Annotated in this window: 27 protein-coding genes and 3 tRNA genes; 12 read left to right on the top strand and 18 right to left on the bottom strand. The window is 59.0% G+C overall.

Annotated elements, in window-relative coordinates; genetic code table 11:
- Window positions 1-54: 54 nt before the first annotated feature.
- The 6 genes from LAO20_02130 to LAO20_02105 form a co-directional block, all read right to left on the bottom strand.
- Complete coding sequence (locus LAO20_02130) at window positions 55-285, bottom strand: DUF465 domain-containing protein (protein MBZ5530204.1); 231 nt, start codon at window positions 283-285, stop codon at window positions 55-57.
- Between the two features lie 80 nt (window positions 286-365).
- Window positions 366-833 carry a ribosomal protein S18-alanine N-acetyltransferase gene (gene rimI, locus LAO20_02125; GenBank protein MBZ5530203.1) on the bottom strand — a complete coding sequence of 156 codons (468 nt, stop codon included), beginning with the start codon at window positions 831-833 and terminating at the stop codon, window positions 366-368.
- Window positions 834-909: 76 nt separating this feature from the next.
- Window positions 910-1,635 carry a tRNA (adenosine(37)-N6)-threonylcarbamoyltransferase complex dimerization subunit type 1 TsaB gene (tsaB, locus tag LAO20_02120; GenBank protein MBZ5530202.1) on the bottom strand — a complete coding sequence of 242 codons (726 nt, stop codon included), beginning with the start codon at window positions 1,633-1,635 and terminating at the stop codon, window positions 910-912.
- Window positions 1,636-1,757: 122 nt separating this feature from the next.
- Complete coding sequence (mce, locus tag LAO20_02115) at window positions 1,758-2,153, bottom strand: methylmalonyl-CoA epimerase (GenBank protein ID MBZ5530201.1); 396 nt, start codon at window positions 2,151-2,153, stop codon at window positions 1,758-1,760.
- Between the two features lie 123 nt (window positions 2,154-2,276).
- On the bottom strand, window positions 2,277-3,251 hold the full coding sequence (gene meaB, locus LAO20_02110) for a methylmalonyl Co-A mutase-associated GTPase MeaB (GenBank protein ID MBZ5530200.1): 975 nt from the start codon (window positions 3,249-3,251) through the stop codon (window positions 2,277-2,279).
- Between the two features lie 245 nt (window positions 3,252-3,496).
- Entirely contained in the window at window positions 3,497-4,639 is a 1,143-nt protein-coding gene (locus LAO20_02105) for an acyl-CoA dehydrogenase family protein (protein MBZ5530199.1), read from the bottom strand.
- Between the two features lie 721 nt (window positions 4,640-5,360).
- Between LAO20_02105 and LAO20_02100 the strand changes: the two genes are divergently transcribed.
- Entirely contained in the window at window positions 5,361-7,466 is a 2,106-nt protein-coding gene (locus LAO20_02100; protein MBZ5530198.1) for a hypothetical protein, read from the top strand.
- 70 nt (window positions 7,467-7,536) lie between these two features.
- Here LAO20_02100 and LAO20_02095 read toward each other — a convergent pair whose 3' ends face one another.
- Window positions 7,537-8,295: a hypothetical protein gene (locus tag LAO20_02095; GenBank protein ID MBZ5530197.1), complete on the bottom strand. Its 759-nt coding sequence runs from the start codon at window positions 8,293-8,295 to the stop codon at window positions 7,537-7,539.
- 504 nt (window positions 8,296-8,799) lie between these two features.
- Here LAO20_02095 and LAO20_02090 point away from each other — a divergent pair.
- From LAO20_02090 to LAO20_02080, 3 genes are all read left to right on the top strand, one after another.
- On the top strand, window positions 8,800-9,132 hold the full coding sequence (locus LAO20_02090; GenBank protein ID MBZ5530196.1) for a PilZ domain-containing protein: 333 nt from the start codon (window positions 8,800-8,802) through the stop codon (window positions 9,130-9,132).
- Between the two features lie 407 nt (window positions 9,133-9,539).
- Window positions 9,540-9,719, top strand: a complete 180-nt coding sequence (locus LAO20_02085; protein MBZ5530195.1) for a hypothetical protein — start codon at window positions 9,540-9,542, stop codon at window positions 9,717-9,719.
- Window positions 9,720-9,799: 80 nt separating this feature from the next.
- A complete protein-coding gene (locus LAO20_02080) occupies window positions 9,800-10,555 on the top strand; it encodes a septal ring lytic transglycosylase RlpA family protein (GenBank protein MBZ5530194.1) in 756 nt (251 codons plus the stop codon).
- Window positions 10,556-10,630: 75 nt separating this feature from the next.
- On the opposite strand, the gene LAO20_02075 is transcribed toward LAO20_02080, so the two are convergent.
- From LAO20_02075 to LAO20_02060, 4 genes are all read right to left on the bottom strand, one after another.
- Window positions 10,631-11,122 carry a DinB family protein gene (locus LAO20_02075; protein ID MBZ5530193.1) on the bottom strand — a complete coding sequence of 164 codons (492 nt, stop codon included), beginning with the start codon at window positions 11,120-11,122 and terminating at the stop codon, window positions 10,631-10,633.
- A gap of 39 nt (window positions 11,123-11,161) precedes the next feature.
- Window positions 11,162-11,722, bottom strand: coding sequence for a hypothetical protein (locus LAO20_02070; protein MBZ5530192.1), 561 nt, complete (start codon window positions 11,720-11,722; stop codon window positions 11,162-11,164).
- A 36-nt stretch (window positions 11,723-11,758) separates the two neighbouring features.
- Window positions 11,759-11,854: transfer RNA gene (locus LAO20_02065), tRNA-Ser, on the bottom strand.
- A gap of 16 nt (window positions 11,855-11,870) precedes the next feature.
- Window positions 11,871-11,968 (bottom strand) — tRNA-Ser (locus tag LAO20_02060).
- A 159-nt stretch (window positions 11,969-12,127) separates the two neighbouring features.
- Between LAO20_02060 and LAO20_02055 the strand changes: the two genes are divergently transcribed.
- Window positions 12,128-12,469: a histidine triad nucleotide-binding protein gene (locus LAO20_02055; protein ID MBZ5530191.1), complete on the top strand. Its 342-nt coding sequence runs from the start codon at window positions 12,128-12,130 to the stop codon at window positions 12,467-12,469.
- Between the two features lie 228 nt (window positions 12,470-12,697).
- Here LAO20_02055 and LAO20_02050 read toward each other — a convergent pair whose 3' ends face one another.
- Window positions 12,698-13,126: a response regulator gene (locus tag LAO20_02050; GenBank protein MBZ5530190.1), complete on the bottom strand. Its 429-nt coding sequence runs from the start codon at window positions 13,124-13,126 to the stop codon at window positions 12,698-12,700.
- A gap of 571 nt (window positions 13,127-13,697) precedes the next feature.
- A tRNA-Val gene (locus LAO20_02045) sits at window positions 13,698-13,772 on the bottom strand.
- 336 nt (window positions 13,773-14,108) lie between these two features.
- Between LAO20_02045 and LAO20_02040 the strand changes: the two genes are divergently transcribed.
- From LAO20_02040 to LAO20_02030, 3 genes are read left to right on the top strand one after another with little or no spacing between them, the layout of a single operon-like run.
- Window positions 14,109-14,744, top strand: a complete 636-nt coding sequence (locus LAO20_02040; GenBank protein ID MBZ5530189.1) for a sigma-70 family RNA polymerase sigma factor — start codon at window positions 14,109-14,111, stop codon at window positions 14,742-14,744.
- A complete protein-coding gene (locus LAO20_02035) occupies window positions 14,741-15,205 on the top strand; it encodes a hypothetical protein (protein ID MBZ5530188.1) in 465 nt (154 codons plus the stop codon). The genes LAO20_02040 and LAO20_02035 overlap by 4 nt, the downstream gene beginning before the upstream one ends.
- Before the next feature lie 28 nt (window positions 15,206-15,233).
- A complete protein-coding gene (locus tag LAO20_02030) occupies window positions 15,234-15,860 on the top strand; it encodes a DUF3106 domain-containing protein (GenBank protein ID MBZ5530187.1) in 627 nt (208 codons plus the stop codon).
- Window positions 15,861-15,927: 67 nt separating this feature from the next.
- On the opposite strand, the gene LAO20_02025 is transcribed toward LAO20_02030, so the two are convergent.
- The 5 genes from LAO20_02025 to LAO20_02005 form a co-directional block, all read right to left on the bottom strand.
- Window positions 15,928-16,425 carry an Hsp20/alpha crystallin family protein gene (locus LAO20_02025; GenBank protein MBZ5530186.1) on the bottom strand — a complete coding sequence of 166 codons (498 nt, stop codon included), beginning with the start codon at window positions 16,423-16,425 and terminating at the stop codon, window positions 15,928-15,930.
- A 281-nt stretch (window positions 16,426-16,706) separates the two neighbouring features.
- A complete protein-coding gene (gene glmU, locus LAO20_02020; GenBank protein MBZ5530185.1) occupies window positions 16,707-18,122 on the bottom strand; it encodes a bifunctional UDP-N-acetylglucosamine diphosphorylase/glucosamine-1-phosphate N-acetyltransferase GlmU in 1,416 nt (471 codons plus the stop codon).
- Window positions 18,123-18,145: 23 nt separating this feature from the next.
- Window positions 18,146-19,201: a YvcK family protein gene (locus tag LAO20_02015; GenBank protein ID MBZ5530184.1), complete on the bottom strand. Its 1,056-nt coding sequence runs from the start codon at window positions 19,199-19,201 to the stop codon at window positions 18,146-18,148.
- 7 nt (window positions 19,202-19,208) lie between these two features.
- The gene (locus LAO20_02010) at window positions 19,209-19,781 is read right to left on the bottom strand and encodes a tetratricopeptide repeat protein (protein ID MBZ5530183.1); all 573 of its coding nucleotides are present in this window, start codon (window positions 19,779-19,781) and stop codon (window positions 19,209-19,211) included.
- A gap of 241 nt (window positions 19,782-20,022) precedes the next feature.
- Entirely contained in the window at window positions 20,023-20,472 is a 450-nt protein-coding gene (locus LAO20_02005) for a PCYCGC domain-containing protein (GenBank protein MBZ5530182.1), read from the bottom strand.
- 115 nt (window positions 20,473-20,587) lie between these two features.
- Between LAO20_02005 and lepB the strand changes: the two genes are divergently transcribed.
- From lepB to carA, 4 genes are all read left to right on the top strand, one after another.
- Window positions 20,588-21,178 carry a signal peptidase I gene (lepB, locus tag LAO20_02000; protein MBZ5530181.1) on the top strand — a complete coding sequence of 197 codons (591 nt, stop codon included), beginning with the start codon at window positions 20,588-20,590 and terminating at the stop codon, window positions 21,176-21,178.
- 68 nt (window positions 21,179-21,246) lie between these two features.
- Complete coding sequence (locus LAO20_01995; protein MBZ5530180.1) at window positions 21,247-21,540, top strand: hypothetical protein; 294 nt, start codon at window positions 21,247-21,249, stop codon at window positions 21,538-21,540.
- A gap of 129 nt (window positions 21,541-21,669) precedes the next feature.
- Window positions 21,670-21,855 carry a hypothetical protein gene (locus LAO20_01990; GenBank protein ID MBZ5530179.1) on the top strand — a complete coding sequence of 62 codons (186 nt, stop codon included), beginning with the start codon at window positions 21,670-21,672 and terminating at the stop codon, window positions 21,853-21,855.
- 494 nt (window positions 21,856-22,349) lie between these two features.
- Window positions 22,350-23,513 (top strand): glutamine-hydrolyzing carbamoyl-phosphate synthase small subunit, encoded by a 1,164-nt coding sequence (carA, locus tag LAO20_01985; protein MBZ5530178.1) that lies wholly within the window; start codon window positions 22,350-22,352, stop codon window positions 23,511-23,513.
- The last annotated feature ends 7 nt before the right edge of the window (window positions 23,514-23,520 follow it).

Genomic DNA, 23,520 nt, shown 5'->3' with positions numbered 1-23,520 from the left:
CTGACAGGTACGAATGGCCTGCGAGGCGAGGTTGGATTCTCTAAAAAGCCTTGGTTAAGCTACCTGGGTTGACCCGCGCCGGTGCTCCTGCTCGATCATTTGCATCTGGTCTTTCAGACGCAGCTTTAGCTTCTTCAGACGGACTTCCTCGAGCTTTTCGTCTTCGGAGAGATACCGCTTGTCAGTAAGGGAGCTGAGACGCTGGGAATATTGAGTGTGTTCATGCGCCAGCCTACGAAACTCATCGTGGCTGGCAAGAAGCTGTTCGCGAACGGAATCTACCATCCGGAAGAACCTCCTGCATTCTTCATCTTCACGGAACGTTAACATAGCGGGAAGGCCGGTTCAATGGAATTCATCGCGTCTTAAGGAAAAAGAAATCTTAGAACCAGGGCATCCTCATCCGGATGGCGATAATACGCTTTCCGCCGTCCCGCTTGCACAAAGCCTGCTTTTTCATAGAGTAAGCGCGCCGCCTGATTTGATTCGCGGACTTCCAGGTGTACATTTGTACCGCCCCAGGCGTGCACCACGCGAAGAAACTCCTCCAGTAACAAGGACGCTAGGCCGCGCCTGCGGACCGGACCGCTAACGGCAATGTTTTCAAGCTCCCATTCCCCTGCGACCTGTCGCCCGATGACAAAACCTTGCACACTCCCGCTCTGTTCCACTCCGTCTTCTTCGGCCACCAGGAGCAAACGGTCTGGCCCCGTTTCCGCGGCAAAGACTTTTTCATACTCGCTGGCCGGCCAGTCTGACGCGCTGGCGGATTCTCCAGCAATCGCCATCACCTGGGCCAGATCAGACCACGCCGCGGCGCGCACACGAATCATGGCTGACGACCTTTGAGTGATGATTCGCGAGGGGCTTTGAAAGCGCCGATCATTGCGCTACCGCCAGATACGACCATCACTTGCCGCCTTTGTTCTGATGAACGCTCTTCTGATGAACAATCTCTGCGTCCGAGCGGCGCAGATAGTTAGCGTCCAGCGCTTCCGCCGTGACCGTTTCACCGGCCAGCAGCTTGCGTAAACCAAGCCGGGCAATGACCGCGCTGTCAGGACGGGGAACGAGTGTGACTTCCGTCTTGACTTCGCCGCCGGGCCGCATCGCAGAGACCACACGCGCAACCGATTCGTCGCAGGTGATGATTGTGGGAGTTGGGTCAGACTGCAATAGCTCCAGCATCTCCGCCTGCGTGTCCAAAGATTCCAGAATGAAGTGGATGGTTGTTCCATTGACGTCCACGTCATACAGGCCCACGAACACTTCATTGCGGCTGGCGTCCATGACCGCAGCCACGCGCCCTGGGGTTTGCGAAAAGCTGGCCAGAGCGTGCAACAAAGAAACCGTGGCGATGGGCTTCTGCAAAGCTTCAGCCAAACCCTTGGCTGCGCTCAGCCCGACGCGCAATCCGGTGAACGATCCCGGCCCGGAAGCCACGGCGAACCCGTCAAGGCTCTTGGCGGCGAAGCCGTGCTTGCGCAGCAGGCCCGCGACGGTCGGCACTAACTGGGCGGAAAACGTGCCGCCGGCAATGGGCGCGGACTCCAGCACGCGGAAGCTGCGCTCATCGCCCTGCGCCAGCGTCACGCCGCCCGATTTTCCGGTTGTGTCTATGCCGAGTAAGAGCATTTTTCCGAAATCACAAAAGACAAGAAACCACAAAGGACACGAAGGACCACTAAGGGACGAATCAAAAAACAACTTCGTGAACCTTCGTGTCCTTTGTGGTTAAAAAGTTGTGTTTCCGTTGTTTATCCTTGCACCAACTCCAACAGCACTCCGCCCGTGCTGGAAGGATGCACAAAAACATACTGGTGCCCGCCGGCGCCGGTCTTGATTTCGTCGGAGATCAGCCGCGCGCCCGTGGCCTTGAGCGTGGCCACCGCTTGCTTCAAGTCGGGGACGTGGAGCGCCACGTGGTGCAGGCCTTCGCCGCGCTTTTCCAGAAATTTGGCGATCACCGAATCCGGGCCCGTCGGCTCCAGCAGCTCAATGCGGCTCTCTCCCAGCGCCACCATGGCGACTTTTACTTTCTCGTGCGCCACCACTTCTTCGCCGCCCACTTGCATCCCCAACTGCTCATAAAATTTGCGCGCCTGGGCCAGCGACTTTACCGCGATGCCGAGATGGTCAATGGTGTGGGACATGAATAAAGCTCCTGGCTGCTAGCGGCTCGCTGCTGGCTTGGGTATTTGGCTCTTGGCTTCATATTCTCAGATCTCGGCGATGACGGCGATCACGCGCGATGACGGCGATCTCCACTCACCCGATCACCGGATCACCCGATCACCCGATGCAGCAAAGCTACTCACGATTTCCTCCACCAGCGTATACGGATCGCGGCGATGCGCGGCGACGTCCGCCGCCAGCCGTTCCAGGTCGCCTTCAGTCATGCGCTCGTCGAGAAGGCGTCGCAGCAGAGCGTCGCGCAACATCTCCACCAGCCGCTCGCGCCAACTACTGATCTTCTTTTTGAGCAGCAGGTTGTTCTTCTGCAGGAACTCTTCAAAATTGACGATGGCTTGGGCCAGTTCCTTCACGCCTTTGCCTTCGCTGGCCACGGTCTTCACCACCGGCGGCGTCCAGCTGTCATGGCGGATGGCCAGGCTCTGCATGGAGCGGATCTCGCGCTCCACGCGGTCCGCGCCCTCGTGGTCGCTTTTGTTGATGACGAAGATGTCGGCAATTTCCATGATCCCGGCCTTGATGGTCTGGACGTCGTCGCCCATACCCGGCACCAGGATCACAATGGTCACGTCGGCCAGACGCACGATGTCCACTTCATCCTGGCCGACGCCCACGGTTTCAATCATCACCAGGTCTTTGCCGCTGGCGTCGAGCACCGTGGCCACGTCCGTGGTGGCGCGGGCCAGCCCGCCCAGGTTGCCGCGGGTGGCCATGCTGCGAATATAGATTCCCGGATCAGCGTGATGCGCCTGCATGCGTATGCGGTCGCCCAGGATGGCGCCGCCAGTGTACGGGCTGGTGGGGTCCACGGCGATGATGCCCACCGTCTTCTCTTGTTTGCGATACTCGCGGGCCAATTGATCCACTAATGTGCTTTTGCCGGCGCCCGGAGCGCCGGTCAGGCCGAGGACGCGTGCGCGTCCGCTGAACGGGAACAGGGCCTTGAGCAGCGCCAGCGACTCCGGACGCCCGTCTTCAATCACGCTGATGGCACGCGCCAGGGCGCGCACTTCGCCGGCGCGAATGCGTTCAACCCAGTTTGTGATCGCGGTGTCCATCAGCTTGTGTCGCCCCTCCGGGGCTCGTCATTATTTATCGTCGCTACCCAGGCCTCACGGCCTGGGCTACCGTCATTTCGCGCCGGCGGCGCTCGACGCGTGGCGGAATCAGTGATTCCTCGTCAAAATCGCGGTGATGAAGGTCGGAAGCGCAGCCAACTATTTTGCCGCGACGATTCGCCTGAATCCCTACTGTGCGCTCTCTGCGGTGAAAGCTTTGCGCCCTTTGCGTCCTTTGCGGTGAATCAGTCTTTCAGCAGCTGCCGCGCAATCACCAGCCGCTGGATTTCGCTGGTGCCTTCGCCGATGGTGCACAGCTTCACGTCGCGATAAAACTTTTCCGCTGGATAGTCCTTGATGAAGCCATAGCCGCCGTGGATCTGCACGCTTTCGTTGGCGCAGCGCACCGCCACCTCCGACGTATACAGCTTGGCCATGGACGATTCCTGCGTGGTCTTCAGGCCGGCGTCTTTCATGCTGGCGGCGCGCATGGTGAGCAGGCGCGCGGCGTCAATCTCCGTGGCCATGTCCGCCAGCTTCCATTGGATGGCCTGAAAGTCGCTGATCAGTTTGTTGAACTGCTTGCGCTGCTTGGAATATTTGAGCGCGGCTTCGTACGCGCCTTGCGCCATCCCCAGTCCCAGCGCGGCGATGGAGATGCGCCCGCCATCCAGCACGCGCATGGAGTCAATGAACCCGTCACTTTCTTTGCCCAGCAGAGCGTCGTCCGGCACCCAGCAGTCTTCGAAGATCAATTCTGATGTATCGCTGGCGCGCAGGCCCAGCTTGTTTTCTTTTTTGCCGGGACGAAATCCCTTGGCGCCTCTTTCTACGATGAAGGCCGAGAGGCCGTGCGTGTTCGCCGTCTTGTCCGTGACGGCGATGGCCACGATCACGTCGGCGTGCGAGCCGTTGGTGATGAAGGTCTTGGTGCCGTTGAGCACCCACCCGCCTTTTTTGCGGGCAGCGCTCATGCGCGCGCCGCCGGCGTCAGAGCCGGAGCCGGGCTCGGTCAGGCCCCAGGCGCCAATGAACTCTCCCGTCGCCAGCTTGGAAATATACTTGCGCTTCTGGGCTTCTGTCCCGGCCAGAAAGATGTGGTTGGAACAGAGCGAATTGTGCGCGGCCACGGTGATGCCCACCGAGCCGTCCACGCGCGAAAGCTCTTCCACAATGATCACGTATTCCACGTAGCCCAGGCCGGCGCCGCCGTACTCGGCGGGAAAGATCGCTCCCATGGCGCCCATCTTGCCCAGTTCCTTGATCACTTGCAGGGGGAAGTGCCCGTGTTCGTCCCACTTCATCACGTTGGGCAGGATCTCGCGCTCGGCGTACTCGCGGATGGATTTCTTCAGCGCCAGTTGTTCTTCGTTCAGTTGAAAATCCAAAACTCAACTCCTCCAGCGATCAGTGGACCGCAGGCGCCCTCGCCTGCGTTCGATATTGCTACGACCGCAAAACAGACCATTATCCCATGACCGTTGCTTGAGATGCGGCTATCGATCAGGGCCGCTCGAAAAATGAACGCGCGGGCTCGCGTGCGACGTGATTTGGTCCGACCTGAGCGAAGAGACTTGGCGAACGGACCCTTCCTGGCTCCCCCATTCGGCGGCCCATCGCAGCCAGACCATTTCTGCGAAATTAGAGTCTCCAATGTTCACAGCTCGGCTGCTTATGACCCAAGATACTGATAACAGTACAGTTAATTCGATTTCACATTAGAGTTTTTAATTTAATTCCAATGACCGTCTAATGAACTCCCGCGCTGCAGCGAAAAAAGTGTTCCACCGAAGCCCCGCCGCGTGTCTTACCAGACACTCGCGTAAGTTTGCCCGTGAAATTGAGGAGCCAACTGATAGACCTGTGCTTAAGGGAACAGACTCTTACTCTCGGCCGCGGCCTACGATCATGAAGACGCGATGAGATACCGCAAGAGTTCACCCTGCAAGGCCCAGTTGTTTTCCCAGGACCCAGAGTGAAGCAGTAAAGCCGGGCCGGCGGCTTGTTTCAGCTGCTTTAACAACAAAAATCACGCATCGTCACGGCCCGGCCATCCGCCAAGGTTGGCTGGCCTGAAGTGTGCCCAACTACGAAAGCCGGAGAAACCAAATGAACATCCCCAAAGCTGCAAGACTGCTATTCATCTTTTTATTGCTTCTTACCACCGCCCACTTTGCCGCCGCTGCTGTGGCGGTACCGTCGCCGCTGGCGCCTGCTTCCGGCGCAAGCCTCTCTGCCCCGCTCACTATTTCCTGGTCGGCGGTGACTGATCCCAGCGGGATCCTCGGTTACAACTGGCAAGTCAGCTCATCGTCAACTTTTTCCGTCATCGCCGCGCAGAACTCAACCAACCCCGGCGTGACACAGGACACCGTCAGCGGTATCGCGAACGGGACATATTTCTGGCGCGTGCAGGCGGTAAGCGGCGCGTTCGTGCAGGGACCATGGTCGGCGGCACGGAGTTTCACCGTCACTGGAGCGGGCGCGGGCGCGCTGGCTCCGCCCACGATGCAGCCCACCAAGGGATACTCCACGTTCCATCCGCTGGAAGCGATTACGTTCAATTGGACGCCGGTTCCCGGCGCGGCCAGCTACCTGCTTCAAGCCGCCACCGATCCCAGCTTCCCGGCCATCACCCGGATCCAGTTCGACAATATTCCCAATCCCACCTTTACGTTTGCCAGCGGCAATGAAGGAAATTATTCAGCGCGGGTGTTCGCGGTAGACGCCAACGGCGCGGCCAGCGCTCCTTCCAATGCCATTACTTATTCGGTGTCTTATAACAATCCGCTGCCCGCACCTCCGTCGCTGATTGCGCCCAACGGGGCCGGCACCCTGACTTTGCCCATCACCTTTACCTGGACCGACGTTCCCAACCCGCAGCCCAGCGGCTACGAGCTGCAGATTGCCAAAGATTCCGGCTTCTCCACCATTGAAATTGACTCGCCGCAGCTCAACAACGCGTCCCGCACGGAGATTTCGCTCACGCCGGGCCAGAAATTCTGGCGCGTCCGTTCCGCCCAGGGCGATGCTTCGCCGACCACTGCGGCGGTCACGAAATGGTCCGCCGGCGGAACGTTCACGGTCAGCTCGGCGCCCGCGGCGCCGGTGTCCCTGGCGTTCACCAGCAACCCGCTGTACAGCGGAAATTCAACCTGGGTGCAGTTGCAGCTTACGTCAGCGGTTCCGGCGGGTGGCGCAACCATCAGCTTGAGCAGCTCGAATCCTGCTGCCGTGCCGGTCCCGGCTTCCGTGATGATGCCCGGCAACACCGCGTGGACGCAGTTCCAGATGCAGGCCGGACAAGTGGTTTCCTCCACGCCCGTCACCATCACCGCGACTGTGAATGGCTCGAGCGCGACCGGACAAATCACCGTGCTGCCTCCGTCCTTGCAGGCGATCATCCTCACGCCAGCTTCGATCAACGGTGGAGCCCAGGCCGGAGCCATCGTAATGCTGAATGGAGTGGCGCCGGCGGGCGGAGCTGCGGTGAACCTCAGCAGCAGCTCGTCCGCTGTGCTGGCTCCCGCCGTGGCGACGATTGCCGCAGGTGACGCGTCAGTGTCCTTCGCTATGCCCACCGCCAGCGTGACCGCCAACACGGCCGCGACGATTACCGCAACCTGGAACGGCGCAAGCGTCCAGGCGCCGCTGACTCTGACGCCGCAAGGCCAGCCCGCTTCCATCGCGCTCAGCCTGGCTTCGGTGACCGGGACGACCGGCTCGTTCGCCACCGTGAAGATTGCGGCCCCTGCGGCGGTTGACCAGATATTCCAGGTCAGCAGCTCCAACCCGGCGGTCACCGTGCCTGGCGCTGTGCTGATTCCGGCCGGAACCACGGCGGGTGGGTTCAACGTGATCACCCAGCCGGTGACCGCACAGACGCTGGTGACCATCTCGGTCTCCGGCGGCGGCGCGACCCGGTCCGCGGTCCTGACGCTGAATCCTTCGGCGCCTGCCGCGCAAACCGCCACGCTCACCGTAACGGCCAGCGGCCGCAGCGGAGAGCGCGTGACCTCCAGCCCGCTGGGGATCAACGCGGCCGTCGGAAGTTCGGCGTCTGCGTCGCTGACCACAGGGAATGCTGTGAAGCTCACGGTATCCAACGGCCGTAGCGCCATCTGGTCGGGAGCTTGTTCGAGCGGCGGCAACAAAACCACCAGTTGCACCTTTACTCTGACCGGCAACGCTTCCGTCAGCGCCAACGTGCAATAAACCCTGCCCCGCAGGGTGTGATGAAAACAAAGGGCTCCCGGTAACCGCCGGGGGCCCGTTGCAATTTCCATCAGGACAAGCGCGGCAAACCGGCTGTCGCCGGCACCGACGTTGGCGCGCTTTCCTTGGCCGGGGCTTGACTGCGTTGTGGCAGCGGCTCGCGGCGATACAGCTTCGCCGTGTTCTGCGCCACCGAGATCAGCAGGATGAGCAACATCCCAGTGATACCCAGAGTCCCGCCAATGTCGAACAAGCGGTACGCTCGTCCCGCAACATGCGTCATGGTTTTCCAGAACAACGCAAGGTTGCCGACGCACAGCAGCAGACGCAGTTCGGTGGGGCCCATTTTGAAATAGGAAATCTTGAAGTCGCTCAGCGTATAGCTGGCCAGATAGACCTCAATGGACAGCATGAGGTAGGCGATAAGCAGTCCCAGGGCAACCCATGGCGACATGTATCCGGAAAGCGCCAAGCCGCCGAGAAGGAAGAGCGCGCTGAAGGCGTCCACGATGTGGTCCACGTAGAAGCCGTAGCGCGGGCGCGGGCAGTTGCGGAAGCGGGCCAGCGTGCCGTCCAGGCTGTCGCCCAGCCAGTTCGCCGCCAGGCCGGCCATCACCACGATCAGCCCTGCGCGGTTCCAGCGCGACCACCAGTAGCCAGCGCCGGCCATGGCCATTGCGGCCAGCCCGAGGACGGTTAGATGGTCAGAGTTCATCCAGGCCGGCGTGCGTGCTGCCAGCCACAGTAACGCTTTCTTCTCCAGTCCGGCGAGAAAGCTTTGCTGCGTGCGTTTGGCTTCCCGGAAGCGAAGAGTTTGATTGTTGGGCATTGTTGGTTCCTCCGAAAATTCGTGTTGCGCAGGGCCAGCATGCAGGCAGAATCGCTGCTCCGGCAATGCACCGGCGCGCAACTGGAGGTAAATCGCAGGTAAAGCGCCAAGCGTCAGAGGCAAAGGCCTGATTTTGCAGGACCAGAGTTTACTTTCGTAGATAGAGTTGACTTGTTGGTGATCGGGGAGAACTACAGGCGCCTGGTCTGGAGCAAACGGCTGGTGGCTTGCCCGAAGCCGGACATGGGCGCTAAGAACAAGGGAAAATCCACATGATAAATTTCTAATATTCGGTAGCCAGATTGCGCTATCTATAAGCACAGATATAACTTGCGTCGAAACCTCTCAATAGAACTAAATTAAAAGCACTAACCTTGATCACTCTGTCCTTGACAGAAATCAGGTCTCGAAGGAAAATCACTCCATTCCGGCTAGGATTCCGCACAAAGTCGTCCCCAACTTCCGGGGCGGGTCCGAGACAGAAAGAAGCTCGACGGAGACCTTATGGAACGCCCAGACCCTGGCGTGGCCGATGTGCCGCAACGCCGTGAGGCCGAGAAAGACCGCGCCACGCGCCACGAACTCAAAATCCCTTTGCGCTATCGCCTGAACGGCCAGCAGGACTGGTCAAGCGGCGAAACCATTAACGTCAGTGAGTCCGGGATCTTATTTTCTTCCAACAATTTGTTGGAAGTAGATTCTCGCCTGGAAATCACTTTTCAAACCTCCGGTGCACCGGCTTTGCGCTCCAGTACTCGAGTCGCCAAGGTAGTTCGCCGGGTGCTGAGTAACTGGCCGGAAACCAAGCTTCTTTTCGGCGTCAGATACTGTTCCTAGAAGCCGCATGGTTTAGCCCAAGAGCAAGCACCTCCCCGCCCTCCCCATTTGTACCTGCAAGGGCAACAGCTTGCTCGGCCACGCTGACAAGGCCGGTACGCATGGCCTATTGCCAGCATTTCTTTTCCGAAACTACCGGGACTAGCAAGGACTCAAGTCTTCATAAACTATCGTGCAGACGCTGTGAGTCCGCAGCGATCATCAACCCGAAGCAGCAGCCATCCGGAAGACGGGCGACCTCCGAAGGCGGTGCCTTGGCTGCCAACGCCTTTAGAAATTGACCGGCGGGGTGCGAGCAATCCATAATTCATAGGAATTGACATTGACTGTGATGGTGAAAGAAAAGAGCTATGAGCACACAAAACGATCCGAATCAGCCAACTCCGCTGGAGGAGCTGGGGCGCAAGGTGGGCAAGTCCGTCGGCGAAGCGGTGAAGAACCTGGACCAGGAGAGCGAGCGGGTGATCGCGTACCTGAACGCCGAGGTGGTCCCGGCCATACGCAACAAATCGAGCAAGGCGCTGCGTACGGCCGCCGAGCAACTCTCCAAGCTGGCCGAATACATGGACCAGCACCCCACCAAGTAGCGGGATGGCAAGCAGCGGGTCTGGCCGGTCTGGCCTTGTTGCTGGCGGGCTGCGGACACCACAAAACCGAAGCCAGGAATGTGCCTCCACCACCGGCTTCGGCCAGCACGCCTGCGCCACGGTCGGCGCCTACGCCTGCGCCTGGGCTGACCAAAACTAAGCCGTCGCCCTCTGTGCCGCCGGGGTCTTCAACTTCGTCTGCACCTTTATCTTCGTCCAGCATCCCGGCTGCCCGGCCGACGCCTTCGCCCAAGCCTGAAGCGGAACTCACGGTCCCCAAAGGCGCCAAGGTTCTCTACGCGGAAACCGGATGGGCCAGCTGGTACGGGCCGGGCTTTCAGAAACGGCATGGAGCCAACGGCGAAGTCTTTGACACCGAGCGCATGACGGCCGCGCACCGCACCATTCCGCTGAATTCCATCGCGCGGGTTACCAATGTGAAGACCCAGGAATCGGTGGTAGTCCGCATTACTGACCGCGGGCCGTTCGTCGGCGACCGCGTGCTGGATCTCTCCCGCGCCGCCGCCCGCAAGCTTAGCGTGTACCAGCACGGCACAGCACTCGTCCGGATTGAGGTGGTGGAGTCGCCCTCGTCCATTTACGAAGGCGGCCGATGGTGCGTGCAGATTGGCGCGTTCCAGGACCATGACCAGGCCAGCAAGCTGAAAGAAAAGCTGGCGCGACGCTATCGCACGGCGAAAGTCCTGCAATTTGCCAGCCCGGTGGGCGGCGATTGGCTGCGCGTCCTGGTGGCCGATGACAGCAAGAAGCGCGCCCAGGAACTCATGCGCGAAACCCACACCGACGCTGGGGTATTTTTGGTCAGGATGGACTGAAAGAGGCAGTCAGCATTCAGCCGTCAGCCGTAAGGCCCTGTTCACAAGCCGATCCACAACTCCGCAGGTGAAACTCTACTTAATCACGCTGGAAAAAATGAAATCGTGCTGCCAGTCCTGCTTGTAGCCTTGCTGGCGCAGGAACGTGGCCAGCTGCGCCCAGTGCCGCAGGCCGTGCAGCAGCGCGTGGATGAAGATTTTGCGGCGGCTGGCGGTGAGTGTCCCGCCGGTGCGCGTGGGGAAGCTCATGATGCCGTCCCAATCCGGGTCGTTGGCGGCCACGGCAAAGCTGCGCAGGTCTTCCGCGCTCTTGTGGGCGGCGGCGAAGAGTTCATTGGCGGACATGGGCATGAACACGTCATACTCGCTGACCGGCTGGTTCAATAGGCGCTCGGCATAGCGCACTTGCACGGCGACGATATGCACCACCACTTCGCGGACGTTCTTTGTCCCGGCGATGTCGCATGGCAAGTTGAGTGCATCTGGGTTCTTTTTGAAGAACTCGCCCCAGTGCTGTGTTTCTTCCGCGCAGTAGTCCAGCAGTTCACCAAAACTGAGTCCTCGCATGAATACTCCTGGTGAAAATATACCAAAGCTGAGATTCGTTTACGCTTGTTTGACAGGACTCTCACTATTGCTCTTCACCATCTGCAGCATCTCTTTGCGAATCCAGCCGGAGAAGAAGCCGATGAGCGTCCAATACAGACGGAATTTGATCCGCGCCGCGCGTCCGCAGCATTGCACACGCGTTTCCGTGCTGAGCACCGTACCGCCGTCAACTTCCGTGAGATAAAAATTCCAGCCGGCCTTGGCCATGCCGGGCGGTGACAGAGTGGAAAACTCTTCCGGCTTCCAGTCGTGCAGCACCGGCGCGTCCGGACGCCAGAAGCGCCCGATGATCGCCAGAACGATTTCTTCCTCCGGCACGCGAGCAAGCTTGTAAAACCCGCCAGCGCCGCGGGCCCCCAGGGTGGCCAGTGTTCTCGGTTCACCTGCCGGCGGCTTGCGACGTCCGAACGTGCGCAGAGCCATCAGGCGGCGAGAGACCGGCATCTGGGAGAAATCGGCGCTCATTATTTCATTCCAGACGCGCTGCCGCGATGCGGCAATGTGGATGGAGTACGCGGCTTTCACGTCGTACACCGGCATGAGCTCGTCGAGCTTCATTCGAGTTTCATCTTACAAGCTGCTCGCAACAAGAATTGGAGGAGGGTGAGGGATTTGAACCCCCGTATGCCGGGTTCACCGACATTTGCCAGTTTTCGGGACTGGTGCATTACCGGACTCTGCCAACCCTCCGGGAAAGTGAGAGAAATGGCGGAGGGTACAGGATTTGAACCTGTGTGGCCCCGATTCGACGAGGCTGTGGCACGTTAGCAATGTGCTGGTTTAACCGGACTCACCCAACCCTCCGCTATGGCTAGCGAATGCTGCGGGATCGGGATGATCGGTGGAAGTTCACAGACTGACTATAGCATGGATTTCCACGAGCGGGCTCTGAGTTCGTCGAGCCTTGGGAAAAGTCCACCACGCAGAAATCATAAGGCTGATTCTGCTACCATTTCCCCCGTCATGAGCGACTGTCTTTTCTGCAAGATCATTGCCGGCAAGATTCCTTCGAAGAAAGTCTATGAAGACGACCTGGCCTATGCCTTTGAGGACATCAATCCCCAGGCGCCGACCCACGTCCTGATCATCCCCAAGCGGCACCTCGTAGACATCAAGGAAGCCACCGAGCATGACGCCGAGATCCTGGGACACCTGAATCTGGTGGCCGCCAAGATTGCGCGCGAACGCAACCTGGAGCGCGGCTACCGCACGGTGTACAACGTCGGCCCGGACTCCGGCCAGTCCGTGTTCCATCTGCATCTGCATTTGCTGGGTGGAAGAAGCATGAGCTGGCCGCCGGGGTAAGCTTTTTCTTCATCTCGAGCGCAGCGAGAGAGCCCTATAACCACAAAGGACACGAAGGAACACAAAGGGTGCGCACAGAGCAGTTGAGAGCACTGGCGCAGATCCCAATCGTTAGTGTCCGAAGCCGATAGGGATTCCTCGCTCCGCTCGGAATTTCAGAAAAACCAACTCGCCACAACCACACTGACGTCCCAGGGCGAAATGCTGAGTGCCGATTGCTGAGTGCTCCTAAGCTTTATTGAAATTTTCGTCCGGCTCGTCTTCCGCGCCGTGGCGGCGCAAAATGTTGGGCAGGTTTTGCGAAAACGCGGAGCGCGGCATGACCACGTCGCAACCGGCTTCCTGGGCTTTCATCTTCAGGTCGCCCTGCAGGTGGGAGACAAATCCCACAATCGAAGTGGGCTTCTTGAATTTACTGCGCATCTTGGTGATGATGGCCAGCGGCTTGATGCTGTTGCTGTTCAAGTCCACCACGATCAATGACGGCTTGTCTTCCGTGTCGCCAATCTTGTCCAGGATGTCTTTCTCCGTCTTCACGAACTCCACTTTCACGTTGAGCTTGCGCGAGGTCTCCTGGATTTTTGCCAGGAAGAAGAGATCGTCCACGAAAGCGTAAATGCGGGTGGGAGCATCTACGCGCTGGCGTAGCGGCTCCATGTTGGCGATGGGAGCAGCGCCGTTGCGGAAACGGTCACCCTGCGTCCCCTGGCCGTTCTGGGCGCGGTAGCTGTGGTCCATGGGACCTACGAAAGCCGGGCTACGGCGCGGTCCGCGGCTGCGACCGCGGTTCTGTCGGTTCTGTCCGTCGCCGCCTCCGCCGCCTCCCGGGCGTCCCTGGCCGCCTTGGTTGTTCTGCGACGGATGACCAAAGCTTCTTTTGCGACGCCGCTGCTTCCGGTGTCCCGGATTGTGCGGCTGGTTGGTTCCTTCATTCATGAAAATTAACCTGTAGAGTTTTGGTGTTGTGCCGGGTCCCGCAATAGCTCAGCAAGCGCTCTGTGAGCTGTGTGTATTCACCTGGATCTGGCGGGGCAAAGGTCCGGACAATCTGTTTCTTCGTGAAATCTTCTTTTATCAGCGCTTTAGCGCGAACAGCCGCACCGGAACGGGCAGCAAGTTGAAGACAGGGCAATAGTACCACGAACCACCCTGACTCGGGCGCTAAAACTTTACGCATTCCCGGCAACCGAGGACAAGAAACGTAAAGACCTTCCTGGGTTGTTAAGAATGGTGGGCGCTATAGGATTCGAACCTATGACTTCCACCGTGTGAAGATGGCACTCTACCGCTGAGTTAAGCGCCCACGTTGCCTCACGCGTCATCGCCGGCAAAATGGGTAAGCAAATATATTAGCAGAACTGCCGCAAACGCCGAATCCAGCGTCCGGGACCATTCCACCCAGCGCTGGTTGCGCTGCGACAGAACGGGGCGCCGATGGGAAGTCCGGGACCGCACCCAGCCGGCCACGATACATGTCTTAATACGATACTTACCCCCAAACAGAAGTTACCAATGTACTCAAATTGGCCGATGGAATAGACTGCTTACCAAGGCTTTACACGGCTTCTGCCCGCAACTTTTTAGGGTCTGACGGGTTGAAGAGGGTGTGAGCAGCGTAGCCTTAAAATCGGGGTTGTTGATGCCCACAGCGACCGGCAGGGTGCAGGATATCGCGCAGATGGCGGCTAGCCAGGTGCCATATGATTCGCTCAGCGACGCGGAGGTAATGCTCCGCGTTGGAGCGGAGGACACCGCCGCTTACTCGTACCTGGTCCAGAAGTTTCACCGCCCCATGATCGCGTTCATGTACCGCATGTGCCACAACCAGGCGGTGGCGGAAGAGCTGGCGCAAGAGGTGTTCCTGCGGGTGTATCGCTCGCGGCAGAGCTACGCGGCGGAAGCCAAGTTCACCACCTGGCTGTATCGCATCGCCACCAACCTGGCGGTGAACCACGCGCGCGACCACAAAGTGGAACGCAGCGGCAAGGTGGCCAGCCTGGATGAGCCCGACGAAGAAACCGGCACCACGCTGGACGTGGCCGACCAGACGCTGAACGCGGAACAGCAGATCCTGCGCCGCGAACGGATGGCCGCCATCAAGAGCCAGGTGATGGCGTTGCCGGAAAAGCAGCGCGCCGCCGTGCTCATGCACAAGTATCAGGGAATGGATTACCGGGAAATCGCTGAAGTTCTGAAGCTCAGCGAGTCCGCCACTAAGTCTCTGCTCTTTCGCGCCTATGAAGGGTTGCGGGAGCGGTTGAAGGAATTTGTATGAACTGCACTCATATTCGCGACAATTTGATTGACATTGCGGCCGGCGCGCAGCCGGCCCCGGAGATGCTGGCCCATCTCCGCGAATGCAGCGCCTGCACGCAGGAAGTGGTGTCCATGCGCAAGACCATGGCGCTGCTGGATGAATGGGAAACCCCGGAGCCTTCTCCTTACTTTCTGACCCGCTTGCAAGCGCACGCCCGAGAGGAACAAGGGAAGGCGCCGGCCCGCGTTGGCTTGTTCGCCTGGGTGCGCAAACCGGCCATGGCGGTGAGCCTGGCGGCCATGCTGGTAGCCGGAGGAATCACGTATCGCTTTGTGTTGCCGGTAATCAATGGATCGCAGATCGAAACCGGCGCTGCCAAAGATGTGGAGAGCCTGGACAAGAACGCTGATTTGCTGGTCAACGACGACTTGATTGACGAGATGAGCGGCGGGCCGTCTGACGATGTTGCTGAACCATAAGACAAACCGTTAAAGGACCGGACCAAAGGTGAGGGGGAGCAAAATCTTCGGCGCAGTAGCGCTGGCGTGGCTGGCTGCAGTCGCGGTCACCGCCGATGCGCAGCGCAGTCCGTCTCCCCAGCATCTTCTGCCCCAGGCCCAGGGAAATCCGCAAAAGAATTCCGGTCCCGCAAAGAAAAAAGCCGCTCCGCCCGAGCACCACATGGGTGACTGGCTGGAAGCCCACAAAAACCTTCCGCCTGACCAGCAGGAAAGAGCGCTGGAAAGCGATCCTGGTTTCAAGAACCTGCCTCCACTACAACAAGCGAAGCTGCGGGATCAGTTGCGCAGATTTAACAGCCTGCCGCCGGCCCAGCGCGAGCGTGCGTTGATTCGCATGAAGTTTCTGGCCAGCCTGACGCCGCAACAACGCCAGCAAATCCGTCTGTCGCAACAACAGCTTCAGGGCCTGCCGGAAGACCGCCGCGTCATGGTCCACAAGGCATTGAGGCATCTGCGCCAGATGGACCCGCAGCAGCGCGCTGAAGTCATGCAGTCAGACCGCTTCAAGAGCACGTTCTCTGACCAGGAGCAGGGCATTCTCCGGCAGTTGGCGGCCATCAATCCTCCCGGCGAAGGCGGCGCAGCAGCGCCCGGCGCCCAGCAGCCGAAATAGCCGTCACTCAAAACAAGAAAAGGCGGCCGCTCTCGCAGCCGCCCATCCTTATTACCGTTCTTTGGGGTTACGCTGCCTTGGTGGTCTTCACCGGCATTGTCTTGTTGATTCCGATCTTGATCTGCTTCGGCTTGGCTTCTTCCAGCTTGTTCAGCATGATCTTCAGCACGCCGTTGTTGAACTCGGCATTGATCTTCTCCGTGTCCACTGTCATCGGCAGAGTGAAGGAACGGGTGAATTTTCCATAGCTGCGCTCGATCCGGTGGAAGTTGTCTTTCTTCTCCTCGTTCTCCAGTTTGCGCTCGCCGGTGATGGTGAGGACGTTGTTTTCCACCGTAAGGTTCAGGTCTTTCTCCTCCATGCCCGGCATTTCCGCGGTGAGGATGATGTTGTGCTCATCTTCATAGATGTCAACCGGGGGGACAAAGCTGGTCGCGGTGAGCGGTTGCTCGAAGGTGGGCGCCAGTCCGCGGAAAAAGCCTGTCGGCGGGTTGAGCAGCTGGTTGAAGCGGTCTTGCAGCGAAGTGAGCTCAGTGAATGGGTCCCAGCGTGTAATGTTCGCCATGATGGTTCTCCTTTTGTGAATTTAAGAAAGCAAGATTTCAATGAAGTGACAGGATCGAAGGGGAAGTTTCTGCGTCGGGAGAAAGGAGGAACTTCTCGTTCTTTCTGCCCCTGTATTGTTGATGGTCAGGAACGCCCGTTTGTTGTCGGATGTAAGGCGAAACATTTTGTCGCGTGACATCGCGCAAGATGTTTCACATTGTGCTGGTCACGCCGGCCGTCTGCCGAACATGCGCGTAGACAAATCACAACGGGGATATAGCAAATTCCAGGAGGGCGACGCTATTTGCTCTTGCTCTGCGTTTCCCGGCGCCGTTTGGCCCAGCCTTCTTTTATGTGCTGGCGGGCGCGTCCGAAAGCCAGAGCGTCTTCCGGAACGTCCTGCGTGATGCTGGATCCGGCGGCCACGTAAGCTCCCCGGCCAATCCGCACCGGCGCCACCAGCGTGGAATCGCTGCCCACGAAGGCGCCGTCTTCGATCACCGTGATGTGCTTGTTGACGCCGTCGAAGTTGCAAGTGATGGTTCCGGCGCCAATGTTGACGCCTTCGCCGATCTCGGCGTCACCCAGGTAACTCAGGTGGTTGGCTTTGGAGCCGCGTCCCATGCGGGATTTTTTGACCTCGACAAAATTGCCCACGTGCGCGCCCGGGCCGATCTCGCTCTCCGGGCGCAGGTGCGCGTACGGGCCCAGCTTGACTTCGGCCGCCACGCGCGACTGGTCAATCACGCAGCCCGGCCGCACCAGGACGTTATCGGCAATATGCGAATCGCTGATCACGCTGAAGGAGCGGATGCGGCAGTCGGAACCAATCCGCGTTTTGCCCAGGATTTGGACGAAGGGTTCGATGATGGTGTCAGCGCCAATCTCGACGTCGGCGTCAATCACGCAGGTGTCCGGGCGATAGATGCACACGCCGGCCTCCATCAGCTCATGGCACTTGCGCATGCGCAGCGACGCATCGAGCGACGCGAGTTCGGCCAGAGTATTGGCCCCCAGCACTTCCGCCGCGTCATCGGCTTTCACCGCAACCACATTGGCTTTGGCGCGCACTAGCAGCGCCGCCATGGTGGTGAGGTAGAACTCATGGTGGGCGTTGTCCGTGGTGAGCCGGTCAATGTTGGCGAACAACGGCTTGGTGGCAAAGGCGTAAATCCCGGTATTGATTTCGCGGATCTTCTGCTGGGACTTGCTGAGGGCGCTCTGTTCCACGATGGCTTTCACGCGGTCACCGCCCGCGCGGAGCATGCGTCCGTAGCCGAACGGCAAACCCGTGTCGGCGCTGAGAATGGTCATGGCGGCGCGTTTTGCCAGGTGAAAGTCGCGCAGCCGAATGATGGTGGAGGTGCGGATCAAAGGCACGTCGCCGGAGAGCACCAGAATGTTTTCGTAGCTTTGCACATGGTCGCGGGCGCACATGATGGCGTGGCCGGTGCCGCGCTGCTCGGCCTGCAGGATGAAGCGGACGCCGGTAGCTTCCACCGCGGCGCGGACTTCTTCCGCCTGGTGGCCGATGATGACGTAGATGTCGTGAGCGGCCACCACTTGTTGCGCTGCAGCAATCACGTGGGCCAGCAGCGGCTTGCCCCCGATAGCGTGGAGCACCTTGGCGCGCTTGGATTTGAGCCGCATGCCTTTGCCGGCGGCCATGATCACAATGGCCAAGGCCGAAGAAGATGTGGTGTGGTGGTTACCCATGTGTTTGCTGCCAGCAGAACATCTTACGCCTGCTGGACCACCGGCAGGGGCAGCCGGGCGGAGGCGGCCAGCCGCAACAGCTCGCGGCACAGGCGGTCGGTGGCGTGGCGGGCGAAGGCGTTCTCTTCCACAAAATTGCTGGCCACGCAACGCACACCCATTTTTTCCACGGCCGCCGCGTCACATTCCACCTGCTCGGCGCGTTCTTCCGCGTAACGTTCCTTCATCCGGCGCGAGACGGGCGCGGAGTTCACCAGCGCGTAGTCAAAAATCTGCTGGCGGGCATGGCCGACCAACGCTTCCAGGTGCTGGGAGGCGGTCATGTGCAGGCTCTCATTGGCTTCCGTCATGAGATTGCAGATGAAGACTTTTACCGCGCGCGATTGCGCGATGGCCTCAGGGATTCCCCGCACCAGCAGGTTGGGCACCAGGCTGGTGAACAGCGATCCCGGCCCCATGGTGATGACATCGGCGGCGGCAATGGCCTGCAGCGTTTGCGGCAGTGGCTCAGGGTCCGCCGGAACCATTTTTAGTTCGACGATGCGTTTTTCGCTGGCGTTGATCTTGGTTTCTCCCGTGACGCGGGAGCCATCGTCCATGATGGCTTCCAGTTCAACGTTGGCTGACGTGGCGGGAAGGATATGCCCGCGCGTGACCAGGATTTCTGACGCTTTCTTCACCGCGGCGGCAAAGTCCCCGGTCATGGCCGTGAGCGCCGCCAGAAACAGGTTGCCGAAGCTGTGGCCTTCCAGTTCGCCGGAACTGGAAAAGCGGTATTGAAAAAGCTGGGAGAGAAGGTTCTCGTCTTCAGAGACCGCCACCAGACAGTTGCGCACATCGCCCGGGGGCAGCATGTTGAGCTCACGGCGCAGCCGTCCGCTGGAGCCGCCATCGTCGCTTACGGTGACCACCGCAGTCAGGTCAGAAATCCATGGCCCGTCCGGCGGAGCTTCGCCGGGGAGCACGGTGTAGCGCTTCAGTCCTTTGAGAATCGTGGATAGGCCGGTGCCGCCGCCAATTGCCACCACGCGAAATCCGCGGCCGCTGCGGCTGGCGTTCTGGGCTGAGTTTGGCGCCATGTTTACTTCAGCGTTTCCTGGTGTCAGATCCTGCGGACGGCTGGTCACTGGGCTCGGGGTAAAGGAGTTCGGTGAACCGGGGATCATCCCCCATGTTCTGGAAGTCAGAATCGTTCCGCGCCTGATAGCGGTTGTGCGGGTTCAGGCGGATGGCTTCGCCCAGGCTCTTGAGCGAGCTTTCCACTTGTCCGGTAAGACAGTCCACCACGGCCAGGCCGTAGTAAGCGAAGTCGGCCTTGGGGTTGTGCTTCAGGATCTTTTCCATGTGTTCCCGGGCCTGGTCAAAATGCCCGCCGTTCATCAGAGACACCGCGTAGTCGAAGTGTTCTTCGTCAGTCTTAAAGCTGGAGGAGGTTGCGCTGAGCTGCTGTTTGCAGGTATTCAGGTGCAGCCGGGCGCGGTCGGCAAGCTCGCGCGGACCGCTGGTCACGATCTTCTCCAGAAGACCTTTGGCCTTTTCGAATTTGTGCTCCTGCATAGCCTTCAGGCCAGCTTCATAGTTTTGCACAGCCTGTGCAAAACCGGGATCTTCCTTGAAGCCAGCGTTCTGCGGCGGAGCAGGTGGTTTTTTGCCAGGCATCTTCGAACTACCCCTAGTAGCTTGTGTTTTGTTGGGTTTAGCAACCGAATGTTTAACGCTTGCTGCCAGTTTCTTCTTCATTCTATTGTGCCCTTGCGGCTCCGGATGAAACTGGGGCTAAGCAAGGCTGTGGAAAAGATCAAATCCTCCCGCTTCTTAGCGAGAAGGTTTTAGGGGTGCAACTCTTTATACGCAACAAGCTTAGTACGCGTCAACTGCACCATAGACAGTGCAAAAATCCTTAGTTCACAGGTTCAGGATGTTGCAGGTCAATCTGCTGGAATTCGCCGCGGATAATTCCTTCGCGAATCATCTTGGGCGTCCAACCTTTTTTGGACTTCTGATACGCGTACAGAGCTTCCGCCATGCAGGTGCCGCAATTTGCGCCGTGGGTATTTTCAAAACAGCTGCGCAGGCTGGTATGGCCGGCGTGCCGGTCGCAATGGCAGTAGCAGGGCATCTGATACATCACGCGGGAGCCCTTCGCGGCAGCTTTGTAGGACTCCTTCTGCGCCGGCTGCGTGAGGCCAGATTCGGCCAGCTGTGCTTGCGTGAGGATTGCAGGCAACGTAGCGCCCTGGGCCGGGGCCGTGGCGTGAAAGGCGGGAACTTCACCGCCCGGCGGGTTCCACTGGGCGTGCGTTATGACGACGGCAAAAATGAGTGCGGCTAAGCCAAAAAAGTATTTCATATTCGCCTATTTTACCTCAGAATGGACTTTGGTCATGCCTGCCACCCCAAGGGGTGGCAGAAGCACTGGACTTACCCCGTATAATCAATCAACAAGGGAGTTAGACCCAAGGAAAATGCCTGAACCAATCCAACCGCCGCCTCCGGTCCAGCCAGTCCTGCCCGCGCAGGAGCCATCTTCGTCATCTTACAGCGGACTGCGCGCGCTGCGTTCCTGGGCCCGCGATCTGTTCTTCTCCGTGGTGGTGGCTTTCTTCATCATTCTTTTTGTTTACCAGCCGGTGAAAGTGGAAGGCAGCAGCATGGAACCTGGACTGGAAGACCAGGAGCGCATTTTTATCAACAAGCTGGTATACCGCCTGGAGAACATTGATCGCGGCGACATCGTGGTGTTCCGCTATCCGCGCGATCCGCGCAAGAGTTTTATCAAACGGGTGATCGGCCTGCCCGGCGACCACCTGCGCATTTCCTACGGACGCGTCTTCGTGAACGGCAAGAGGGTGGAAGAGTCTTACGTGCCCGCAGAATTTCTGGATAGCCGTTCGTATGGGGAAATTGAAGTCCCCGCAGACACCTATTTCGTCCTGGGCGACCATCGTTCCATGTCCAATGACAGCCGCGATTTTGGTCCGGTCTCCCGCGACAACATCTACGGAAAAGCGGTTTTTGGATATTGGCCGGTGGAGAAATTGGGCGTGCTGAGATAAAGCAGCACTTAGCAATCAGCAGTTAGCCAAAATCAAAATCAAAATCAAAAGCCAAGAATCCGACACTAATGGCTAATGGCCAAAAGCCAAGAGCCAACAGCAGAATCCATCAGCCCAACGCCAGCATCCAACAATGTGCAGAGTTCATGCTGAAGAACCTCAAGGTCGCGCTCATCCGCCGCTTCGCGCGCAAGCGTCTGGGTAAAGACATTGCGCCGCTGGAAACCCTTGCCACCAATCCTGATGTGCTCATTCCTTACACCCAGTTCAGCATGGCCCTGGACAAGACCAGGCTGGCGCCGCGCAAGTTGAAGGTGCTGGCGCAGATCCGGGCGGCAAAGCTGGTGGAATGCCCGTTTTGAATTGACATCAACTCCGCCGCAGGTGCGGCGGCGGGCCTGAGCGACGAACAAATCCGCAATCTCAACTGGCACCAGGAAAGCAATCTGTTTGACGCCGACCAGAAGCTTGTTCTGGAACTGGCCGACGCGATGACGGCCACGCCGGCGCGCGTGACGCCCGAGCTTCGCGAACGATTGCAGAAGCGCTTCTCCACGCCGCAATTGGTGGAGTTGGCTGCGGCGGTTGCCTGGGAGAACTATCGCGCGCGGTCGAACCGTGTTTTCGGCTTCGGCAGCGAAGGGTTCTACAAAGGGACTGAGCAGGAAAAACACTAACCACAAAGGACACAAAGGGAAACCCAAACCCAAAACCTTTGAAACACGGAGGAACAGAGGTAGCGGAGGATTTCGGAGAAAGACAAGATTCACCGCGGAGGCGCGGAGGCGCGGAGGCGCGGAGACACGGAAGACACGGAGACACGGAGAAAAACAAAGCTTGGTGAGTTTTCTTCTCTGAATAGTTTTCCCTGGCCTTCGTTCGTAATCTCTGCTCAAGATATTGTGTTTTTTCCCTTTGTGTTCCTTCGTGTCCTTTGTGGTTGGCTCTGCAAATTGTGGAGAAGAGAAGAGCTCAAAGTCGCACACAAGTCCAAATCCTCCGTTGCCTCCTTCCCTCCGTGTTTCAAAGGTTTTGGGTTTCCCCCTTTGTGCTTCTTCGTTTCCTTTGTGGTTAGCTTTTTTGGAATCCTGCGGCGTTATCCACAGCCCGGCCCTATCTGCGAGCGCTGCTCGTCTGCTAAAATTCTTAAAATCCACGTCCCGGAGACCCCATGCAGGCAATTCTTGCGCTGGAAGATGGACGAATCTTCAGCGGCAGAGGCCACGGCGCCAAAGGCGAATGTTACGGGGAAGTTGTTTTTAATACCTCTCTCACCGGCTACCAGGAAATATTCACCGATCCTTCTTATGCCGGGCAGATCGTCGTCCTGACCAATCCTGAGATCGGCAACTACGGAACCAATCCTGAAGACAATGAGGCCACCCATCCTTACATCGAAGGGCTGGTGGTGCGCGAGTTTTCGGCGGTGAGTTCCAACTGGCGGTCGCAGCAGGTGACGGACGAGTATCTGGAAAAGTTCAAGATCCCGGTCATCGCCGATATTGACAGCCGCGCCCTTGTCCGCCACCTGCGCTCACACGGCGTGATGCGCGGGGTGATCTCGTCCATTGAAACCGATCCTGAAAAACTTGTGTCCAAGGCCCGGTCCATCCGCAAGATGGATGGAACAGATTTAGCGAAAGTCGTCACCACCAAGCAACGCTATACCTGGGAGACAGGCCGGCAGCCGGTGACGGCGGCCGATGCTGCGGGTGTGGCTGCGGCCAAAGTTGCCGCCGGGTCTGCGCCGAAAACCGCAGCCCCGCAACGCCACGTGGTGGCATATGACTACGGCATCAAGCAGAACATTCTGCGCATGCTGGTGGACGAAGGCTGCCGGGTAACGGTGGTCCCAGCGATGACGTCGGCGGAAGACGTGATGGCCATGGCGCCGGACGGCGTGTTCCTGTCGAACGGCCCCGGCGACCCCGAACCTTGCAACTACGCTTACGAGAGCATCCGCCGCTTGATGGGGAAAGTTCCGGTGTTCGGCATCTGCCTGGGACACCAGTTGATCGGCCTGGCGTTGCACGGCCGGACCTACAAACTCAAGTTCGGGCACCATGGCGGGAACCATCCGGTAAAGCAACTGGAGACGGGAAAAATTGAAATCACCGCGCACAACCACAACTTTGCTGTGGACCCGGATTCGCTGAAAGAGTCCGAGGTGGTCAAAACGCACGTGGACCTGAACGACAACACGCTGGAAGGCCTGCGTCACCGAACGCTGCCACTGTTCAGCGTGCAGTACCATCCGGAGGCTGCGCCCGGCCCGCACGATTCGCAGTACCTGTTCAAGGATTTCATGAAGATGATGGCGGAGTGGAAGGGATGAACTTCCA

The sequence above is a fragment of the Terriglobia bacterium genome (assembly GCA_020072815.1).
Classification (GTDB): Bacteria; Acidobacteriota; Terriglobia; order Terriglobales; family Acidobacteriaceae; genus Angelobacter.
This window is presented reverse-complemented; position numbering and strand designations above follow the sequence as displayed.

Excerpts from the sequence above, each read along its gene's own strand:
- LAO20_02130 (MBZ5530204.1), bottom strand. The coding sequence starts at position 285 with ATGGTAGATTCCGTTCGCGAACAGCTTCTTGCCAGCCACGATGAGTTT.
- rimI (MBZ5530203.1), bottom strand. The coding sequence starts at position 833 with ATGATTCGTGTGCGCGCCGCGGCGTGGTCTGATCTGGCCCAGGTGATG.
- tsaB (MBZ5530202.1), bottom strand. The coding sequence starts at position 1,635 with ATGCTCTTACTCGGCATAGACACAACCGGAAAATCGGGCGGCGTGACG.
- mce (MBZ5530201.1), bottom strand. The coding sequence starts at position 2,153 with ATGTCCCACACCATTGACCATCTCGGCATCGCGGTAAAGTCGCTGGCC.
- meaB (MBZ5530200.1), bottom strand. The coding sequence starts at position 3,251 with ATGGACACCGCGATCACAAACTGGGTTGAACGCATTCGCGCCGGCGAA.
- LAO20_02100 (MBZ5530198.1), top strand. The coding sequence starts at position 5,361 with ATGAACATCCCCAAAGCTGCAAGACTGCTATTCATCTTTTTATTGCTT.
- LAO20_02095 (MBZ5530197.1), bottom strand. The coding sequence starts at position 8,295 with ATGCCCAACAATCAAACTCTTCGCTTCCGGGAAGCCAAACGCACGCAG.
- LAO20_02090 (MBZ5530196.1), top strand. The coding sequence starts at position 8,800 with ATGGAACGCCCAGACCCTGGCGTGGCCGATGTGCCGCAACGCCGTGAG.
- LAO20_02075 (MBZ5530193.1), bottom strand. The coding sequence starts at position 11,122 with ATGCGAGGACTCAGTTTTGGTGAACTGCTGGACTACTGCGCGGAAGAA.
- LAO20_02070 (MBZ5530192.1), bottom strand. The coding sequence starts at position 11,722 with ATGAAGCTCGACGAGCTCATGCCGGTGTACGACGTGAAAGCCGCGTAC.
- LAO20_02055 (MBZ5530191.1), top strand. The coding sequence starts at position 12,128 with ATGAGCGACTGTCTTTTCTGCAAGATCATTGCCGGCAAGATTCCTTCG.
- LAO20_02050 (MBZ5530190.1), bottom strand. The coding sequence starts at position 13,126 with ATGGAGCCGCTACGCCAGCGCGTAGATGCTCCCACCCGCATTTACGCT.
- LAO20_02040 (MBZ5530189.1), top strand. The coding sequence starts at position 14,109 with ATGCCCACAGCGACCGGCAGGGTGCAGGATATCGCGCAGATGGCGGCT.
- LAO20_02035 (MBZ5530188.1), top strand. The coding sequence starts at position 14,741 with ATGAACTGCACTCATATTCGCGACAATTTGATTGACATTGCGGCCGGC.
- LAO20_02025 (MBZ5530186.1), bottom strand. The coding sequence starts at position 16,425 with ATGGCGAACATTACACGCTGGGACCCATTCACTGAGCTCACTTCGCTG.
- glmU (MBZ5530185.1), bottom strand. The coding sequence starts at position 18,122 with ATGGGTAACCACCACACCACATCTTCTTCGGCCTTGGCCATTGTGATC.
- LAO20_02015 (MBZ5530184.1), bottom strand. The coding sequence starts at position 19,201 with ATGGCGCCAAACTCAGCCCAGAACGCCAGCCGCAGCGGCCGCGGATTT.
- LAO20_02010 (MBZ5530183.1), bottom strand. The coding sequence starts at position 19,781 with ATGCCTGGCAAAAAACCACCTGCTCCGCCGCAGAACGCTGGCTTCAAG.
- LAO20_02005 (MBZ5530182.1), bottom strand. The coding sequence starts at position 20,472 with ATGAAATACTTTTTTGGCTTAGCCGCACTCATTTTTGCCGTCGTCATA.
- lepB (MBZ5530181.1), top strand. The coding sequence starts at position 20,588 with ATGCCTGAACCAATCCAACCGCCGCCTCCGGTCCAGCCAGTCCTGCCC.
- LAO20_01995 (MBZ5530180.1), top strand. The coding sequence starts at position 21,247 with ATGGCTAATGGCCAAAAGCCAAGAGCCAACAGCAGAATCCATCAGCCC.
- LAO20_01990 (MBZ5530179.1), top strand. The coding sequence starts at position 21,670 with ATGACGGCCACGCCGGCGCGCGTGACGCCCGAGCTTCGCGAACGATTG.
- carA (MBZ5530178.1), top strand. The coding sequence starts at position 22,350 with ATGCAGGCAATTCTTGCGCTGGAAGATGGACGAATCTTCAGCGGCAGA.